This window comes from Gilliamella intestini (assembly GCF_900094935.1).
GTDB lineage: Bacteria > Pseudomonadota > Gammaproteobacteria > Enterobacterales > Orbaceae > Gilliamella > Gilliamella intestini.
On the sequence record NZ_FMBA01000008.1, the window covers coordinates 38,216 to 52,832 of the forward strand.

Below are 14,617 nucleotides of genomic sequence, written 5' to 3' on the forward strand. Positions count from 1 at the left end.
TGTTTTTCCTTAATCTCGGGGTTTATCGATTGTTAATACTATACGGTGGCCTTGTTGTGCTAACATATCTTGTAATAGCTGCATGTCATTTCTTTTAGGAATGCCTGCCAACCAAACCGTTCCATCTTCATCAAACATTACATCCAGTGCTTTTTCTTGTTCGTTCACGGTGGTTTGATAAGATCTAAACCGTTTTTCTCCTAAAGGTGTGAAAAAGTGTAGCCGTTGATTATCACTACCTCTAAGTTGTAACGTTTGTGCTGTTTGGTATTGAAAGGGATCGGTTATCAATGCATCTATATAAGGTTTAATCGTAATTAAATGTTCGGTTATTTGCTCTAATGAATAACCGGTATACACTAAAATATCAATGGCCGTTTTTTGTTTAAGCTGTTGTAGTAAGGTAGATAAGGCATTCACTTGATCAAAAGGCTCGCCACCTGAAATAGTAATGCCATCAGCTTGTGCTAACCAAGGTGTTAGTTTATCGACTAATTCATCAACATCAACAAACTCTTTGGCAGTGCCCCATGTGTCAGCTGAAATACAACCTTTACACCTTAAACGACATCCTTGAAACCATATACCTATTCTATTACCTGGTCCTAGTGTCGTCACCGGAAAATGGATACGAGATAAACCTAATTTTACCATTCTACAACTCCAATGTTATTGCATTAGCTTGCACTGAGGTAATAGTTACATGCTGCCCAGCTTGAGGATTTAAAGCAAACAACTCACGTGCCAGTGGATTTAAAAGATGTGCTTCTAATTGATTACGAATACCTCGCCCACCATTAGAAAGATCAGTTAAAGCTAACATTTTTAGGCTATGCATGGCATTAGGGCTAAAGGTTAATGTCAGTCCTGTTTGCTTAAAATCATTTAAAATATTAGCCACCATTTGTTGAAAAATCTGTTCAGCAATTTCTGGGCGGATAAAATCAAATACCACAATATTTTCCCCGATCCTGTTCAAAATTTCAGGACGATTTAGTACCACCTTGAAATAATGATCTATCTCATTTTTTACTCTTAGTTGTACCACATCAAAAGAATCATCGGCACTAACATTCACCTCTCGTTTTCCGGTTTCTGTCATTTTATAAATGCCTAAGTTAGATGTAAAAATAATCAGCGCTTCAGAAAAATAAACTCTATCTCCTCTTCCTGAAGTCAACTCACCATCATCTAAAATCTGCAAAAATTTATCCAAAATACGGGGATGCGCTTTCTCAATTTCATCAAATAACACAACACTAAAAGGTTTTTCTCGAATTGCATTAGTCAGCTCGCCGCCTACGTCATACCCCACATAACCAGGAGGTGCACCAATTAAACGTTGATCTGAATGCTCTGAGCTAAACTCAGACATGTCGAATCGGATATATGCACTCTCATCATTAAATAATAGACTGGTGATAGTTTTTGCTAACTCTGTTTTACCAACCCCTGTAGGCCCAGCTAAAAACATTACCCCTCGAGGTCGATTCCCCTTACGGTTAACACCGATTCCCGTAATTGCACGCTTAACAATATCTAACATATGTGTCACAGCATGCATTTGCCCTTTTACGCGCTGCGAAATAAAGGTTTCTGCCTGCTGTATTTTTTCTCTATCTATTTTTTGCCAAGGATCCTCTGTCACCCCCACCTTATAACGCCGTACAGCATCAGCAATTACGTTAACACCTATATTTTCTACTCGTGCCAATGTAGCAATTGCGTTCATATCCAATAACAGCATACCTTCTGTACTATTTACGAATGTTTTTTCGGCTTGAGTTAAAATCTCATCTGGTAATTGTTGGGCATGAGAAATTCCCTTAATTAATGCACCTGCCAAAGCTCGGCGAGCAATATGATCTGGTTTAGCGACAGAAATAGATCTTACTTTAGGATTATTCACCAAGAACCAATCCGGTAAATCCCCCTCCTTTTCCACGACCCATAGCACTGTATTAAAAAAAGGTTGGCGATTTTCCCCTGCAGGACGTACTTTTGCCTGATGAGACAAAATCAATGCTCGTGTAAATAATTGATGTTCAGCTGGCGTTAAATTATCGGTGCGCACACTTAATTGAGAAGCAAAATCCACCAATAAAGCAATGGGATCTCCAACAAAATTAACAAGCCGTTCTAATACAGAACTCAATAAATCAACACCACCTGCGGCTTTGCCATTTTCTGGTGTTAAACCTAACTTTTGTAATAATTGATCGGTATTATTGGCAGGAAAGTCGGCTGTTTGTAAACATCGAAAGCCCGACAAGGGATCCCATATCACAACATGCTCATAACCGACTTGTTTTAAGCAACGATAAACAGTTAATTCAAAAGATTGTGGTGTAATAACAGAAGGGACTATCTCGCAAGCTTGTAAATCTCGGATATTACCGGATAAGACAAATTGACTTTTAAGTGGTAAAAAACGTAACAAATCTCGTACCCATCGAGGATTTTCAAACATGCTTGACTCCCTTAAAAATAAAACTTATTAACTCATAATTATAAGGCACATTGGTATAAAATAATTTATTGGCGTATTTTTCTTTTAGCTGATTGTTCCTGACCAAAATACTAGACAGTGCCTATATCTATCATTTTACTGTTTTGGTAATATTGTTGTTCACATTGTTGTAGCAATACCCAACCATTAGCCCAATAACAACCGATACGATTATAATAGATTTTAATATGTTGAATATAAAAAACACATAAAAAGTATATAATTTAGAATAATGTGCTCGTAATGAGTTCAATTCTTTAATTAAATGCAAGCGTATCCATTTTATATTAAGCCCAAATAACCTCTGTAATAAACCAATAATCAGTTATAATAAAATTATTATATAGATGATTACATTATACAACTTACATTTATCATAATTTATGATTAAACTAAAAATAAGAACCAGTGCAAATTTATGCATTTTAATGGTTCTTTGTTAGACTAATGAATTTACTTATTACGTTGAGAGATAAAAAAAAGAAAAACCACCATGACTAATAAAAACAATTTAGCCAACCACACCCCAATGATGCAGCAGTATTTAAAACTTAAAGCTGAAAACCCTGATATTTTATTGTTTTATCGTATGGGTGATTTTTATGAGATGTTTTATGATGATGCTAAACGAGCATCTCAGCTTTTAGATATTTCACTTACTAAACGTGGTTCGTCAAATGGTGAACCAATTCCTATGGCAGGAGTGCCCTATCATGCGGTTGAAAGTTATTTAGCTAAGTTAATTTCACTTGGCGAATCAGTTGCTATTTGTGAACAAATTGGCGATCCTGCGACAAGTAAAGGACCAGTTGAACGAAAAGTTGTCCGTATTGTGACACCCGGAACAGTCAGTGACGAATTATTACTAGAAGATCGCAAAGATAATTTACTGGCTTCAATTTGGCAACATAAAAAACATTATGGCTATGCCACGCTTGATATGAGTTCTGGTCGCTTTTATGTTTTTGAATGCGATAGCTTTGAAGCAATGCAAGCTGAACTGCAACGAACAAGCCCTGTTGAATTGTTATATCCTGAAGATTTTGAATCAATGCCTTTAATTGAACATCGCCATGGTTTGCGTCGTCGCCCACAATGGGATTTTGATCTAGAAACAGCAAAACAACAACTCAATTTACAATTTGGTACGAATGATTTAGTCGGTTTTGGCGTAGAAGCATGCCAATATGCACTTTGTGCCGCTGGTTGCTTATTGCAATATGTTAAAGATACCCAACGCACAGCTCTACCTCATATACGTTCAATTATTAAACAGTCAGCTTATGACTTTGTGGTATTAGATGCCGCAACTCGTCACAACTTAGAAATCACCGAAAACTTATCGGGCAGTACATCAAATACGGTTGCCGAGGTATTAGATAAAACACAAACTCCAATGGGTAGTCGAATGCTTAAACGCTGGTTGCATTCGCCAATTCGTCATATTGAAACTTTGCAAAACCGCCAAGATGCCATTGCTGAATTACAACAACATATTGATGACGCATTACCATTATTAAAACAAATGGGCGATCTTGAACGTGTTTTAGCAAGACTGGCGCTACACACAGCTCGCCCACGGGATTTTGCGCGTTTGCGTGATGCCTATAATTTATTGCCACAATTACATTTTTTATTAGGACAATTTAGTTCGCCTTATTTACAAACTTTACGAACCAAAATTAACCAATTCGATCATATTGCCACGTTATTAAACAGTGCAATTGTTGAAACACCACCCGCTATTATTCGTGATGGTGGTGTGATTGCAACAGGCTACAATAGTGAATTAGACGAACTGCGTAATCTTGCTGATGGCGCAACCAATTACCTTGAACAACTTGAAATAAGAGAGCGTGAAACACTCGGCATTGATACATTAAAAGTTGGATTTAATGCAGTGCATGGTTATTACATCCAAATTAGTCGTGGACAAAGCCACCTTGCGCCGATTCATTATACTAGACGCCAAACATTGAAAAATGTAGAACGTTATATTATCCCTGAACTCAAAGAGTACGAAGATAAAGTACTTACCTCAAAAGGCCGAGCATTAGCACTTGAAAAACAGCTATACGAACAACTATTTGATCAATTAATGCCAGACTTGGCTGATATGCAAACGAGTGCCGAGGCAATTGCAGAGCTTGATGTTTTAACTAACCTTGCTGAGCGAGCACTAACGCTTAATTATCAACGCCCGACATTATCAACACAGGCAGGTATTAAAATCCAAGACGGGCGTCATGTTGTTATTGAACAAGTTCTACAAACACCGTTTATTCGTAATTCGCTACACCTTTCACCAGCAAGGCGAATGCTAATTATTACTGGCCCTAACATGGGCGGAAAGAGCACTTACATGCGCCAAGCAGCATTAATTGTTTTACTTGCTTACATTGGTAGTTTTGTTCCTGCATCGAAAGCAGTAATTGGGCCAATTGATCGTATTTTTACCCGTATTGGGGCTTCTGATGATTTAGCTTCGGGGCGCTCTACCTTTATGGTAGAAATGACCGAAACAGCCAACATTATGCATAACGCGACAGCGCAAAGCCTTGTTTTAATGGACGAAATTGGTCGAGGGACTTCAACCTATGATGGGCTTTCGCTTGCTTGGGCCTGTGCTGAAAATCTTGCCAATGAGATCAAATCAATGACACTATTTGCCACGCACTACTTCGAACTGACACAACTTCCTGAGCATATGCAAGGCGTTTATAACATCCACTTTGATGCCATTGAACATGACAACACAGTGGCTTTTATTCACGAAGTCTCAGAAGGCGCTGCTAGTAAAAGTTTTGGGATTGCCGTTGCTGGGCTGGCTGGTGTACCAAGACCGATTTTAAAACGTGCTAAACAAAAACTAAAAGAGTTAGAAGTGATCTCAAAACAATCGGCTAACAGCCATGTCGACAAATCGCAACTCTCCTTCATTGACGATCGTGAACCATCAGAAGTTGAAGAAGCCTTAAAACAGATCGACCCTGATGCATTAACGCCAAAACAAGCGTTAGAAATGTTATATCAATTAAAAAAATTACTGTAATTAAATAGTGTGATAGTGGATTTATTACATTAGGATACTGAAATAAAAAACTGCTAGATGGATTCCTAGCGGTTTTTTTATTGTTTATAACCCTAAAATTTAATGCTAACAAAAAAGAATTAAACCCAATTTTTTTTCTTAGAAGTTTTACCTATACCTGGGTTAAGACTGTTTGTTGGATCAAGTTCTTGATAGAATTTTTTCAAATCCGCATTGGCATGATATAAATGCCCAACATTGTGCTCGGCTGGGTATTGCGCACCACGCTGATCAAGTAATGCTAAAATATCTTCCTTAACTTTATCGCAATCTACCCCTTTTTTAGCAATATAATCTTGATGAAACACATAACAAAAAAAGTGCCCATAGTACATTTTGTAAACGAAATTTTGATCAACGCTTTCTGGCAGTGTTTCAAACCAATCGGTATCATTACGCTTTAATGCAATATCTAATGCAACGATGTTTTCTACCGTTTTGCTATGTACATTACGATAAGCTGTTGCAGCACCTGCTGCTGCAAAACGGTGTAGCATTGCTGCTTCGGCTTCTTTTTCATCACATAAAAAGTAATTACCATTTTTATTTTGAAAATAATCTTTTAAAAAAGCCTCGGCTTCTGCAATCCCATCATCGGCCATTTTTAAAATAAGATGATGTTCATAACGATCACGATAATCACGCAATGACTTGGGTAAATGATTTGGCAAAAATTTGCAAGCAAAGATAGAAAACCGATCTGAAAAGTTCTTTGGAAAAAATGGAATTTTAGCGGTAACACGATCAACAAAGTTCTTAAACACAAACATGCGTGGCATCATATCCGTACCTAGCTTTTTAATAGCTAAAAAGGACGGTTTACCATAAACCGCGGCAATATCAAATGCCACACGGTGTATATATTCACCCGACACAGGCAATGTTTTAAATTGGCCTAAAATATGGCGACGAATACCATTTAATTCATTGATATCATTTGTACCTATGTAAAATACGGCTGATTTTTTCTCTAACGGAAATGTATCAAGCCGCACAGCAAAAACCATCAAACGCCCTGCACTGCCAGAAGCTTCATAATGACGAGCTGGATCGGCATTAAACCGTGCAGGCGTATCGGCATCAATTTCACGAACATGATCACAATAATGATGATCATGACCTAAGCCTGCATCACGCTTAATGTCTTTATCACTATAAGCATGATTTTGCAGATTTTGCAAAATCGTTTCTGGTTCATCACCTAATTCAATACCTAAATGATTGACTAAGTGCAACTGACCTTGCGCATCTAATTGTGCAAACACCGCCATTTGCGTATAAGCCGGGCCACGCTGAATAAGCGCCCCACCTGAATTATTACATACACCACCCATCACTGATGCACCAATGCAAGATGACCCAATAACTGAGTGAGGACCACGATGATATTTTTTTAACTCTTTTTCTAACCGAAATAACGTACTACCCGGCAAACAAACAACTTGCTCGCCGTTTTCAATCACGTTAATGCCATCCAAACGGCGAGTACTGACAATCACAATAGGACGATCATAATCATTACCATCCGGTGTTGAGCCCCCTGTTAAGCCTGTATTTGCAGATTGTGTAATAACAATAACATCCGCTTCAACACATGCCTTTAACACCAGCCACTGCTCAACTAACGTTCCAGGCAACACAACAGCCAATGCATCACCTTCACCAAAACGAATACCTTGGCGATAAGGTAGCGTATGGTTAGGATTAGTTAACGTGTATTTTTGTCCAACAATACCTTGTAGCTGCTTAATGAGCTGAGCTGTTTGATTACTATTCATATCGGTATTTCCTATGCTTATTGAAGATTTAGGTGAGTTAACGGTGGTGATTAAATAATCACCCATCTTAACCAAAAGCAAGACAATAAGCTATCGAAATATTTATAGAAATGAACTAAACGCACTCAAGTAATATTTCATTAAAAAATTATTTAAAAATATTTAGTTATAATTTTTAAACTTCTGTTCTTAAGGTGTTTTTTGATAAAAGTTGTTGGCGTTCATGTTGATTAAAGAAAGTCCATGCAACAAATCGGCTGATTTTTTGCCCTTGAGCCATAGGAACAATATGGCTTTCAACAACATTAGCTTGTTTTAATTTTTTGTTGATTACCGACAAGGTCTCTTTTTTCGACACTAATGAAGTAAACCACAAGCATTGAGTTTTATATTGAGTACTTTCGTTAATCATATTACTAATAAAAGTACTTTCACCACCTTGACACCAAAGTTCGGCATGTTGCCCACCAAAATTAAGCACAGTTTTTTGAGTGGAAGACGTTAACTTGCCTAACTTCTTCAGTTTGTTTTGCGTACTTGCCAACGCGTCTTGTGCCGAAGCATGAAAAGGTGGATTACACAGCGTTAAGGTATAAAACTCGTTAGGCTTAATAATATGCCTAAAAATCGCTTTATTGTCTTTTTGTAATCGACACCGCAAAGCACCTTTTAATAACGCATTGGATTGTGTTATTAACGAAGCAACTTTGATCGCAACTGAATTAATATCACTCCCGACAAATGACCAACCATATTCGGCACAACCAATAATAGGGTAAATCACATTAGCACCAACACCAATATCCAATACATGAATTTGTTTACCTGTTGGGACATGGTTTTGATTGTCTTGTGCTAATAAGTCAGCTAAATAGTGAATATAATCCGCTCGACCAGGAATAGGCGGGCATAAATAACCGTCTGGAATATCCCAATAACTCATCTGATAATAGCTAAACAACAAAGCTTTGTTTAACATTTTAACCGCCATCGGATCGGCAAAATCGATCGATAAATTACCATAGGAATTTCGATTTACATAGTGAGATAGCTCGGGTAGTATATTGATAAGCTTTGCAAAATCATAACCGTCTTGATGTTTGTTTCGGCAATGTAATTGGGACTTTTTTATGGATGACGGTGTCGGCATGAAAAACTCTCTATAATCAAATAGCACGCTATTATAACGCTTTTATCTGTAATATGCGAAAAAACCATTGCCTATGCTATAGCAATATTGTGTTGAATTGGCCAGTATTTTTAGTCATCATCACACTCACCATTGATTTTGTAAAATATTTCAGATAAACAATTAATTTTACTCTTCTTTATTAATTGATTTTAATGTAATTTTTTAAACACTTTGCTATAATTGTTCCTTATATAAAAATATTATCACCATAAAGTCTTTAATCTGATATGAAAACATTTTTTACTTTTATTACCTTATCTCTCTTTTCATCTGGGACTTTTGCTACTGGTTTAAATGGCCATGATTTATCGCTTTATTTTTCAATTCCATTCATCGGAATTTTATTATCCATTGCATTAATGCCGCTTTTTTTATCGCGACTTTGGCATTATCACTACGGAAAAATCATTGCTATTTGGACCTTACTGTTTTTATTTTTTACGTTTTACTTCTTTGGTCTACAACCGACTATCGACTTAACCGTACATGCCATTATTGTTGAATATATTCCTTTTATTTTATTATTGCTGGCGCTTTTTACCGTTTCGGGTGGAATTTTGATTAAAAGTGAAGTTATTAGTACACCTAAATTAAACGTTGGTTTATTAGCTATAGGCACCTTACTGGCCTCAATTATGGGTACAACGGGTGCAGCAATGTTGATGATTCGTCCTTTAATTAGGGCCAATCGCCAACGCCAACACGCCACGCACACTATTATCTTTTTCATTTTTTTAGTGGCTAACATAGGTGGCGGATTAACACCATTAGGCGATCCACCGCTCTTTATTGGCTTTTTAAAAGGAGTTAATTTTACTTGGACAGTAAGGCATATGCTATTACCCGTATTACTAAACGCTATATTGTTATTAGCCATTTATTATGTGATTGATAACTATTATTTCCGCCAACAATATGGAAAAATACAGGCCAACATTCTAATGTCAAAACCACACCCAGTTAAGGTTTATGGCAAGTTTAATATTATTTTATTGATCGCCATTGTCATAGGTGTGTTGCTGTCGGGTATTTGGCAATCATCGGTAAGTTTTAGCTTTTTAGGGGTAAATATTGCGTTACAAAATTTAGTTCGTGATGGAATGTTTATGCTAATCAGCCTGATATCAATAGTAATCACCCCAAAACAAGTGCGAGCAGGTAACGAATTTAATTGGGATGCCATAATCGAAGTTGCTAAGCTATTTATTGGTATTTTCATTACGATAGTCCCAGTTATCGCGATATTACGAGCAGGTAGCAATGGTGCCTTAGCTCCTTTGGTATCTTTTGTGACTTCAGAACAAGGTAATCCCATTAATGGCCGATATTTTTGGTTATCGGGATTATTATCAGGATTTTTAGATAATGCGCCAACTTATTTGGTATTTTTTAATTTGGCTTCAGGTGATGCCAATATCTTAATGATAACAATGGCAAAAACATTACTCGCCATATCAATGGGGTCAGTATTTATGGGGGCATTAAGTTATATTGGTAACGCTCCCAACGTTATGATTAAATGCATTGCAACTCAACACAAAATCAACATGCCAAGTTTTTTTGGTTATATGAAATGGTCTGTCACTATCTTAATACCGCTGTTTATTATTAATCATTTATTATTTTTTAATGAATTGGCATAAGCGGAAAAAATACATGATTAGCCAAGCCATTAAAATAATAAGCTTAAAGCAAGGCCTTATTTAATGAGGGCCTTGCTGTGTTATATTCGTCAACGGCTATTTAAGTACAATTGATTTAAAATAGCTTGTAATTGACGTTAATAGACAAAGTCACTATTTTCCCCATAAAGTTGGTATTATGGGGATATATCATGGTTTGTAAATACCCCATTTTTAGTACAAAACCACATAGAAAATAACGTTGCCTGTTTTGTATTTTAAATTCAATGAGCGTCATATTATTTAATGCCTCATGTAGTCTTTCTGTATTATAAATGGTTAGCCATTCTCCTAGCTTGCTCTAGGTTATTAAAAAGATATAAACTGGAGCGGCTACACTAATTCATACAACTTTTTTAAGGGGCAAGGTAAATTAATCACAACTAAAAAGGATCAAATATGAATCAGATTAAACGCAAAAGACGAACATTTAATGATGATTTTAAACACCAAATGGTAAATCTCTACATACTGAGTTTTCTTTATCCAGGCAATCGATAGTTTAAATGATGTTGAGCAGAAAATAAGTACCGTCATCACTTTTTAAAGGTAACACTTCGGCCGAATCATCGAATAAAGGTTGGAGTAGCTCATAGGCACGTGGGCTAATGATATGAACGCCAATATCATTTATATCATTAAAATCCATATCTATTTTAGGCTCTTTTTTAATACTAAAAATTCTTGCCACTGTGCTTTTACCGATAGGTTATTGGTGATTTTTTCTTCAGCAAGGAGCAGGAATTGTTCCTGCTCCTCTTGTATGGGAAAGTCTAAGCTTGTGGCATTATCGCGTCTATACTAAGTTCGTATATTGTCATGGTCTAACATAATCTCTTACTACAACGGTTTGCCACCGGTTTCTATATTAATAAACACCATACCGGTAGGGTTTACCGCCATGATGGCTTTCGCGACGCTTTCATGGAATAGTTTTTTTGAAGGAGATTCTCTTAACACAAAAATTAATCGTTCTTCCAACGGAATCTGCTTAATACCTTTCTATCTAAAACGAGTTTTTTAATTAAATATACTCTTCTGGTTTTTTTAAATTCCGATTTTTCTTTATCCATCGCATGGTATCTATGTTCTGTTTTTAAACAAAAATAATCCTCAATCAGATCGCCTTTAGGAGTGATGAGTTCTGTGTCGATAAATCTCACCACTTTGGATGAAAAGGTTTTAATCACCTCAACGATCTTATCGGTTATATAAATTTCCGGGCCGGATAAAAAATCTGCCATTACGGGTCTTCGCGGGATCGGATCATTAAATTCTAAATAGACTAATGTTGCGTTTCTGTCGTCGTTTTCTGGTTCATATCCTACTTCTTTAATAAGCGGATATGCCTGATCTGATTTTCTTCGTATAAAATAATAATTTTCCATGTTTTATTTAAATGTAAAGGGTTGTAAGTTTTTTCTTTCGATAAAATAGTTTCGGTGGTTGTTTGTTATCACGCCGGCATGTTGTATGCTTCCGGCCATGCATTTTTTATCTTGTAATTTAGTTCTGATTTCGTCTGCCTTTTGGCTGTTGGAATATATGGCAAGCATCAGTTCGCGAACATTCATCGATTTTAGGCTTGGGTCGGCTTGTTTAAAAAGCTCTTTTATCGGGCAGGTTCTTTTGCCTGCAGCAGCCGATGCCGCCAGGTTTATAATCAAAACCGTCGGAGGTGAGTGCCAATTAAACAAAATAAGCTCTCGAAATAGTGCCTGACTTAAATCATCTAAATCATTAATAAAATTTTCGGCTAAATTTTCCATCTCTTCTACCGTATATTTACGAAATTTCTTTATTTTTAAGTATGGTTTACAAATTTTAGCCACTAATGTATTGACATGATCTTCATAGGCGATGTTTACATAAGTTACTCTTATTTTCTCTATGATCCCCAAAAATCCATTTACCATTATTCTAAACAATTGTCTAATAAATATTATTAACCCAAAGGTGTTATATGAAATAAAGTATTAATAGCTCAATCTCATAATGGATGTTGTTTTTTATGAAAAATTAATTTCTTATCAAACTAATTTTTATAAATTTAGCTTTAATTACCTCAAAAATAAAGGGGAAATAATTCATTATAATTATAAAGATCAAGCAATTGAAAAACGTCAATTAATAAACAAATGTTTGAAAATACTACATTAATTAAAATGATAAACAATAATTTATAAACTTAACTGTAGGAAAAACGCCTTATGAGTTTTTAGAGAATTATTTTAATTATGACGTGTAAATAACCCCGGGTTTTCCTACAGATTGGATGTTTTTGTTTAAGTGCTTGTGACAATTTACATTGTTACAAGCACTAAATTAATTATTTAACGGGTATTTCAGCCATGGACTTTCTTCAGAAGTGGTACATTGTGTGTAAATATCAAATAACCCATAATTGGCATCATCAGGCTGACTCACTGCACGACCTAGCATATAACTTTGACCGAACTCTTTCCAGTTGGCAAAATATTGTTTTACTGTTGGTAAAACTGAGTTAATCGATTGCCATGCTTGATCTTTATCGATATAGCCCGCCACATAACTTGCTCTGGCTATATAAACAAGACGACCTAAATCCCATGCGATAGAGCCTCGAAGTAAGATTTGATGCAATTCGTCTTGGTTTTCGGCTACTTTGTTTTCAATTAACAATGAAGATGCTTGATCTAAGCTTGCGCAATAGCTCATAATAATCTCACGGTAACCCTCTGGAACTTGCTCATTAATACAACTTTGCCACTGTTCTTTAGGAACGTTAAGGTAAATGTCAATTGCCACATCAATAAGTTTGTGAAGTGTTCCAAAAGAGGATAAACATTCAGTAGCACTTTCTGAAGAAAAAACACCCCAAGCGGTGCGCAAGCGATATTTCTGTTCTCTTTTACCGGAGTTTCTAGCATCGCTTTCTAAGCTATCCCAACAAAACATATGTTGTTCAGCAATAATAAGTCCGGCTGATAGTGCATTTTGCTGTTCAATTGTCAGTTGTTCGTTTTTTTTCAAATTTTGAGAAAAAGGTTTGTGTCTTAAAATTTTAATGAGAAGCAAAACTTCTCTATTGTATCGTATAAGTAATGACCCACAAAGTAGCAAAATAATAAGTAAAAATTCCATATAAGCACCTTATTTTTTGATATAAATCAATTAAAATGATAAAAAATAGCATAAATAATAATTTACAACAAGATAAAATTTTGGGATTTTTATTTTGTAAAGATTAAGTTGTTTAGTGTTTATTTAGATATCAATGATTTTTTAAACGAAGTGGCTTAAAAAAAGTAAGGTTCACCATGATACAAATATTATAACTTTAAAGAAATTGTAATTGTCACCAACGGCTAGGGTAAGCATAGCTTAAGCGATTGCCGTTATTAAGTAAAATTAGCAAAATTTTAAAAGCATATGTAATTAAACGCACAAATGATAGATTTGTGTTGATTTTACACTTTGTATATAAAACTTGGTATAATGCAACGTTTGTACCATAATTTTGAGAGTGATATATGTTAAATCAATTAAAAGCAATTGTTCAGTATCTTCTACCTAAACAGGCATTAACCATTATTTTTGGTTGGCTGGCAAAAAAACAGTTTGGAAAAGTGACCACATGGATGATTATGTTTTTTTGTAAAGTGTATAAAGTGGATTTGAGTGAAGCAAAAATTAGTGATGTAAAAGAGTTTAAAACCTTTAATGACTTTTTTGCTCGCGAATTAAATGAGGATGCGCGCCCTGTTGATGTTGCCGATAATGTCGTTGTAATGCCTGCCGATGGAATCATCAGTCAGTTTGGTACTGTTCAAGATACGCAGTTGTTACAAGCTAAAGGACATTTTTATTCTTTAGAATCATTACTTGCTTGTCATCCTGAGATGATTAAGTTTTTTAAAAATGGCTCTTATGTAACCACTTATTTGTCACCTAAAAACTATCACCGTTTTCATATGCCTTGTGATGGTGTTTTGCGCGAGATGATTTATGTTCCCGGCTCGTTATTTTCAGTCAATAAAGCCACAACCGAAAGCATACCTAATATCTTTGCTCGTAATGAGCGTGTAATTTGTTTATTTGAAACTGAATTTGGCCCAATGGCTCAAATTTTAGTGGGCGCAACCATTGTGGGAAGTATTGAAGTTCCATGGGAAGGTATCATCACCCCACCACGGGAAGGCGTTATGAAACGCTGGACTTATGGCAACGAAATAAAATTAACTAAAGGGCAAGATATGGGCTGCTTTAAACTGGGTTCAACCGTAATTACTTTATTTGCATCAAATGCAATTGAGTTTGATCGTCACCTTAAAGTGGGTAATATTGCTCGCGTAGGTCAAAAATTAGCAGATAGGATATAACGTT

11 protein-coding genes are annotated in these 14,617 nt (G+C 35.9%); 3 read left to right on the top strand and 8 right to left on the bottom strand.

Annotation, left to right across the window (positions count from 1 at the left end; genetic code table 11):
- Nucleotides 1–9: 9 nt before the first annotated feature.
- Together GA0061080_RS03500 and GA0061080_RS03505 are read right to left on the bottom strand one after the other, a co-directional pair.
- Nucleotides 10–654 carry a 4Fe-4S single cluster domain-containing protein gene (locus tag GA0061080_RS03500; RefSeq protein WP_091121122.1) on the bottom strand — a complete coding sequence of 215 codons (645 nt, stop codon included), beginning with the start codon at nt 652–654 and terminating at the stop codon, nt 10–12.
- Between the two features lies 1 nt (nt 655).
- Nucleotides 656–2,470 carry an AAA family ATPase gene (locus GA0061080_RS03505; protein WP_091121126.1) on the bottom strand — a complete coding sequence of 605 codons (1,815 nt, stop codon included), beginning with the start codon at nt 2,468–2,470 and terminating at the stop codon, nt 656–658.
- Between the two features lie 532 nt (nt 2,471–3,002).
- Here GA0061080_RS03505 and mutS point away from each other — a divergent pair.
- On the top strand, nt 3,003–5,561 hold the full coding sequence (gene mutS / locus GA0061080_RS03510) for a DNA mismatch repair protein MutS (protein WP_091121127.1): 2,559 nt from the start codon (nt 3,003–3,005) through the stop codon (nt 5,559–5,561).
- A gap of 119 nt (nt 5,562–5,680) precedes the next feature.
- Here the strand turns inward: mutS and dld are convergent, their stop codons facing one another.
- Both dld and rlmF read right to left on the bottom strand, forming a co-directional pair.
- Nucleotides 5,681–7,378, bottom strand: coding sequence for a D-lactate dehydrogenase (dld, locus tag GA0061080_RS03515; RefSeq protein WP_091121130.1), 1,698 nt, complete (start codon nt 7,376–7,378; stop codon nt 5,681–5,683).
- Nucleotides 7,379–7,553: 175 nt separating this feature from the next.
- Nucleotides 7,554–8,528: a 23S rRNA (adenine(1618)-N(6))-methyltransferase RlmF gene (rlmF, locus tag GA0061080_RS03520; protein ID WP_091121133.1), complete on the bottom strand. Its 975-nt coding sequence runs from the start codon at nt 8,526–8,528 to the stop codon at nt 7,554–7,556.
- A 269-nt stretch (nt 8,529–8,797) separates the two neighbouring features.
- On the opposite strand from rlmF, the gene GA0061080_RS03525 reads away from it, so the two are divergent.
- Complete coding sequence (locus GA0061080_RS03525) at nt 8,798–10,213, top strand: sodium:proton antiporter (protein ID WP_091121137.1); 1,416 nt, start codon at nt 8,798–8,800, stop codon at nt 10,211–10,213.
- 541 nt (nt 10,214–10,754) lie between these two features.
- On the opposite strand, the gene GA0061080_RS03530 is transcribed toward GA0061080_RS03525, so the two are convergent.
- The 4 genes from GA0061080_RS03530 to GA0061080_RS03545 all read right to left on the bottom strand — a co-directional run bounded on the left by GA0061080_RS03530 (nt 10,755) and on the right by GA0061080_RS03545 (nt 13,375).
- Entirely contained in the window at nt 10,755–10,943 is a 189-nt protein-coding gene (locus tag GA0061080_RS03530; RefSeq protein WP_091121140.1) for a hypothetical protein, read from the bottom strand.
- Nucleotides 10,944–11,217: 274 nt separating this feature from the next.
- Complete coding sequence (locus GA0061080_RS03535) at nt 11,218–11,640, bottom strand: hypothetical protein (protein ID WP_091121143.1); 423 nt, start codon at nt 11,638–11,640, stop codon at nt 11,218–11,220.
- A 3-nt stretch (nt 11,641–11,643) separates the two neighbouring features.
- Nucleotides 11,644–12,168: a hypothetical protein gene (locus tag GA0061080_RS03540; RefSeq protein ID WP_091121145.1), complete on the bottom strand. Its 525-nt coding sequence runs from the start codon at nt 12,166–12,168 to the stop codon at nt 11,644–11,646.
- 409 nt (nt 12,169–12,577) lie between these two features.
- Nucleotides 12,578–13,375 (bottom strand): DUF1266 domain-containing protein, encoded by a 798-nt coding sequence (locus tag GA0061080_RS03545; RefSeq protein WP_091121148.1) that lies wholly within the window; start codon nt 13,373–13,375, stop codon nt 12,578–12,580.
- Between the two features lie 389 nt (nt 13,376–13,764).
- Between GA0061080_RS03545 and asd the strand changes: the two genes are divergently transcribed.
- Nucleotides 13,765–14,613, top strand: a complete 849-nt coding sequence (asd, locus tag GA0061080_RS03550; RefSeq protein ID WP_091121152.1) for an archaetidylserine decarboxylase — start codon at nt 13,765–13,767, stop codon at nt 14,611–14,613.
- The last annotated feature ends 4 nt before the right edge of the window (nt 14,614–14,617 follow it).

Bases quoted from the DNA above. Each gene is read 5' to 3' on its own strand.
- GA0061080_RS03500 (WP_091121122.1), bottom strand. From the start codon at position 654: ATGGTAAAATTAGGTTTATCTCGTATCCATTTTCCGGTGACGACACTA.
- GA0061080_RS03505 (WP_091121126.1), bottom strand. From the start codon at position 2,470: ATGTTTGAAAATCCTCGATGGGTACGAGATTTGTTACGTTTTTTACCA.
- mutS (WP_091121127.1), top strand. From the start codon at position 3,003: ATGACTAATAAAAACAATTTAGCCAACCACACCCCAATGATGCAGCAG.
- dld (WP_091121130.1), bottom strand. From the start codon at position 7,378: ATGAATAGTAATCAAACAGCTCAGCTCATTAAGCAGCTACAAGGTATT.
- rlmF (WP_091121133.1), bottom strand. From the start codon at position 8,528: ATGCCGACACCGTCATCCATAAAAAAGTCCCAATTACATTGCCGAAAC.
- GA0061080_RS03525 (WP_091121137.1), top strand. From the start codon at position 8,798: ATGAAAACATTTTTTACTTTTATTACCTTATCTCTCTTTTCATCTGGG.
- GA0061080_RS03535 (WP_091121143.1), bottom strand. From the start codon at position 11,640: ATGGAAAATTATTATTTTATACGAAGAAAATCAGATCAGGCATATCCG.
- GA0061080_RS03540 (WP_091121145.1), bottom strand. From the start codon at position 12,168: ATGGTAAATGGATTTTTGGGGATCATAGAGAAAATAAGAGTAACTTAT.
- GA0061080_RS03545 (WP_091121148.1), bottom strand. From the start codon at position 13,375: ATGGAATTTTTACTTATTATTTTGCTACTTTGTGGGTCATTACTTATA.
- asd (WP_091121152.1), top strand. From the start codon at position 13,765: ATGTTAAATCAATTAAAAGCAATTGTTCAGTATCTTCTACCTAAACAG.